Genomic DNA, 4451 nt, shown 5'->3' on the forward strand with positions numbered 1-4451 from the left:
CGCTTCGCATCGTGGTTACCGTTGATTGCGACAGCGTTGTGTCGATATCTATGGCTATCGCAGGCGAGCCAGCCCACAATTTGACTGTATTTACAGATTAAGGGTCAGGCTAACCGTGAAGTTGCGCGGCTCGCCGGGGTTGACCCAATAGTTGCTATAAGACCGCTCGTAATACTTTTCATTGAACAGGTTGTTGAGGTTCAGCCCCACCGTCACGTTCTGCGTGGCCTTGTAATGGGCCAGTAAATCCACGGTGTGGTAGGCGGGCAGTTCGAAGCCTGTGCCGGCTTCGCCTGAGCGGTCACCCACATAGGTGAACGCTGCGCCCAGGTCTGAGCCACGCAATGCGCCGTCCTGGAATTCATACACGCCCAACACACTGCCGCTGCGCTTGGCCACGCCGAGAATGCGGCTGCCCGTGGGGATGGTTTTGTCGCCCTTGGTCACTTCGGCGTCGATGTAAGCCAAGGCGCCGATCACGCGCACGGCGTCGGTCACTTGCCCGGTTACTTGCAGGTCGAACCCCTGGCTACGGGCCTTGCCCATGGCGCGGTTGAGGTTGGTCGCCGGGTCGAGGGTCAGCACGTTTTCCTTTTCGATATGAAAGGCCGCAAGCGTGGCGCTGAGGCGGTCGTCAAACAGTTCGCTTTTGATTCCCACCTCGTAACCCACGCCTTCTTCGGGCTTGAAGGACTTGCCGCCAGCATCCAGGCCGTTATTTGGCTTGAACGAGGTGGAGGCGTTGGCAAATACGCCGACTTCTGGCGTGAGCTGGTAGAGCAGGCCGGCACGTTGAGTGAAGGCGTCGTGGGTTTGGCGGCTCTTGGCGTGGTTGCGGGTGAAGTCGTCGGTGCTTTGTTCGAAGTGCTCGAAGCGCGCACCGATCATGCCGCGCAGGCGGTCGGTGAAGATGATCTGGTCCTGCAGGTTCAGTGCGTGGCTTTTGGTTTGTTCGAAGACGTCGGTGCCGGAGCGTGTGCCGTTGGGTTTGGGATGGCCGTACACCGGCTTGTAAATGTCGATGGGGTAGTCGCCAGCGATCGCCGTCACGCGCTCTTTCTTGCGGTAATCCTCGTATTCGGTACCAATCAACAGTTCGTGTTGCCAACTGCCGATATCGAACACCCCGCGCAGTTCCAGCTGGGTGATGCTGTCATGCCAACCGGTGGAGCGCTCACGGTAGCGGCGGTTGACGCTGTGGCCGTCTGGGTTCAGCGCACGGCTTTCCGAAGCATCGCCCCACAGGCTGCCCTGCTTGTAATGACTGGCCAGGCGCAGTTTCCAGGCGTCGTTGAGGTGGTGTTCCAATGCCGCCTGGATGCGATTGTTGTGGTTGCGGATATTGCCGTCGTTGGGCTCGCCGAGGAAGGTGGAATGGGACATGCCGGTGTTGGCGACGATGCCCCGGTCGAAGGTGGAGCTGTGGCGCACGAACTCGCTTTCCACCAGCAGGGTGGTGTCCGGGTCTAACTGCCAACTGAAAGAGGGCGCGACGAACACGCGCTTGGCGTCGACGTGATCGCGAAAGCTGTGGTTGTCTTCAACGGCCAGGTTCACTCGCGTCAGCACACGCCCCTCGCTGTCCAGCGGCGTATTCACATCCAGCGCGGTGCGGTAACGGTCCCAACTGCCGGCGCTGGTCTGCAGGGTGGTGAAGGCCTCGGGCTGGGGTTTCTTGGTGACGATATTCACCGTGCCGCCGGGATCGCCACGCCCATACAGGCTGGCGGCGGGGCCCTTGAGCACTTCGATGCGTTCGATATTCGCTGCGTCCGGGGTGCTGGGGTAGCCACGGTTGGCGCTGAAACCATCCTGGTAGAACTCGGACGTGGTGAAGCCGCGCACGCTGTATTCGTAGAGGGTCAGGCCGCCGAAGTTGTTTTGCTTGGACACACCGCCGGCGAATTCCAGGGCGCGCTCCACGCTGGTACTGCCCAGGTCTTTGAGTACCGTGGCCGGAATCACGCTGATCGATTGCGGGATGTCGCGCAACGCCGTGTCGGTCTTGGTCGCACTGGCAGAGCGGGTGGCACGGTAGCCGTCGACCGGGCCGGTGGCGGATTCATAGGCGTCGGAGGTGACGCTGATGGTGTCCAGTTCCAGGGTGTTTTCTTCGGCGTAGGCAGGGTCGAGCAGCAAACCCAGGGCCAGGCCGGCCAAGGGCACAAACTTTCGAGACGACATGATAGAGCGTTCCAATAGCGATATTGAAACAATATAACATGCCTAATGAGAATGAATCGCTAAGAAATATAGCCTTACAAGCGCCCGTGAACGGGCGCTTGGGTCGCGACGGTTATTGCTCTTCTTTCACTGGCGCGGTGGCCGGTGGTGGGCGCAGGCCGATTTCCGCCGACAGTTTGATCTCCTTGCCGTTGCGCATCACCAGGATCGCCACCTTGTCGGTCGGCTTGATCCGCGCCACCTGGTTCATCGACTTGCGGCCATCACCCGCTGGCGCGCCGTCGATGCTGAGGATCACATCGCCCAGCTGCAGGCCGGCTTTCTGCGCCGGGCCGTCGCGGAAGATCCCCGCCACCACGATGCCTGGACGCCCGGTCAGGCCGAATGACTCGGCCAGTTCCTTGGTCAAGGGCTGTACTTCAATGCCCAGCCAGCCACGAATCACCTGGCCGTGTTCGATGATCGACTTCATCACTTCCATCGCCAGCTTCACCGGGATCGCAAAGCCAATGCCCTGTGAACCGCCAGACTTGGAAAAAATCGCGGTGTTGATGCCAGTCAGGTTGCCATTGGCGTCCACCAGCGCACCGCCCGAGTTGCCGGGGTTGATCGCCGCGTCGGTCTGGATGAAATCTTCGTAGCTGTTAAGGCCCAACTGGTTGCGCCCGGTGGCGCTGATGATGCCCATGGTCACCGTTTGCCCCACCCCGAACGGGTTGCCGATGGCCAGCGCCACATCGCCCACGCGCAAACCGTCGGAGCGGCCGAGGGTGATGGCCGGCAGGTTCTTCAGATCAATCTTGAGTACCGCCAGATCCGTTTCCGGGTCGCTGCCCACCACGCGGGCCAGGGTTTCGCGGCCGTCACGCAGGGCCACCACGATCTGGTCGGCGCCGGTGGTCACGTGGTTGTTGGTGAGGATGTAGCCTTCAGGGCTCATGATCACACCGGAGCCGAGGCTGGATTCCATGCGGCGCTGCTTGGGGCCGTTGTCACCGAAATAGCGGCGAAATTGCGGGTCTTCAAACAACGGATGCGCGGGCTTGTTGATGACTTTGGTGGTGTACAGGTTGACCACCGCCGGCGCGGCAATGACTACGGCGTCGGCATAGGTCACCGGACCCTGCACCACCGTGTTGGTCTGCGGTGCCTGTTGCAGGTTCACATCCAGTGTGGGCAGGCCCACCCACTGGGGATAACGCTGGATAATCAGCATCGCGATCAGCACGCCAGCCAACAATGGCCATCCAAAAAAACGCAGTGCCTTGAGCATCAAGTAAGTCCTGACAGGTTGCAGGGGGCGGGAGAGCGCCCATAATGTCGCGCATTATACGAGGCTGCGACGCCTGCGAACGGGATATTTAGGAGTCTTTTATGGCCGTGCCCCTTACTACCCTCGTCGAGGAAGCCGACCGCTACCTCGGCAGCGCCAAAATTGCCGATTACTGCCCCAACGGCCTGCAGGTCGAGGGCCGGCCCCAAGTGATGCGCATCGTCAGCGGCGTGACCGCCAGCCAAGCCCTGCTGGACGCCGCCGTCGAAGCCAAGGCCGACCTGGTGCTGGTGCACCACGGTTACTTCTGGAAGGGCGAAAACCCCTGCATCACCGGCATGAAGCAGCGCCGCCTCAAAACCCTGCTCAAGCATGACATCAGCCTGCTGGCCTACCACTTGCCCCTGGACCTGCACGCCGATGTTGGCAACAACGTGCAACTGGCTCGCCACCTGGACATCACCGTCGAAGGCCCGCTGGACCCTGGCAACCCCAAAGTCGTCGGCCTGGTCGGCTCCCTGGCCGAGCCTCTGTCACCCCGTGACTTCGCCCGCCGCGTGCAGGACGTGATGGGCCGCGAACCGCTGCTGATCGAAGGCAGCGAGATGATTCGCCGCGTCGGCTGGTGTACCGGTGGCGGCCAGGGCTACATCGACCAGGCGATTGCCGCCGGTGTCGATTTGTACCTGAGCGGTGAAGCGTCCGAACAGACCTTCCACAGCGCCCGGGAAAACAACATCAGCTTCATCGCCGCCGGCCATCACGCCACCGAACGCTATGGCGTGCAGGCGTTAGGCGACTACCTGGCGCGACGCTTTGCCCTGGAGCACCTGTTCATCGACTGCCCCAACCCGATCTAAGGCACAGCACTGAACACTGTGGGAGCTGGCTTGACTGCGAGAATCGTAGGTCTCCACGCAACTCGATCAACGCTAACCACGATGCGAAGCGAGCCGCTCTTGATCTTGATCTGCTCTTGATCTTAGGCGCCCCG

The 4451-nt window shown here is 61.3% G+C and carries 3 protein-coding genes; 1 reads left to right on the plus strand and 2 read right to left on the minus strand.

Annotated elements, in window-relative coordinates; all coding sequences use genetic code 11:
- Positions 1-90 precede the first annotated feature (90 nt).
- Positions 91-2184 (minus strand): TonB-dependent siderophore receptor, encoded by a 2094-nt coding sequence (locus A7K61_RS30315; RefSeq protein ID WP_069559002.1) that lies wholly within the window; start codon positions 2182-2184, stop codon positions 91-93.
- 112 nt (positions 2185-2296) lie between these two features.
- Entirely contained in the window at positions 2297-3457 is a 1161-nt protein-coding gene (algW, locus tag A7K61_RS30320; protein ID WP_003188388.1) for a Do family serine endopeptidase AlgW, read from the minus strand.
- 101 nt (positions 3458-3558) lie between these two features.
- Between algW and A7K61_RS30325 the strand changes: the two genes are divergently transcribed.
- Positions 3559-4317 carry a Nif3-like dinuclear metal center hexameric protein gene (locus tag A7K61_RS30325; protein ID WP_032893642.1) on the plus strand — a complete coding sequence of 253 codons (759 nt, stop codon included), beginning with the start codon at positions 3559-3561 and terminating at the stop codon, positions 4315-4317.
- Positions 4318-4451: the final 134 nt, after the last annotated feature.

The sequence above is a fragment of the Pseudomonas sp. AP42 genome (assembly GCF_001728935.1).
Taxonomy (GTDB): Bacteria; Pseudomonadota; Gammaproteobacteria; order Pseudomonadales; family Pseudomonadaceae; genus Aquipseudomonas; species Aquipseudomonas lactis.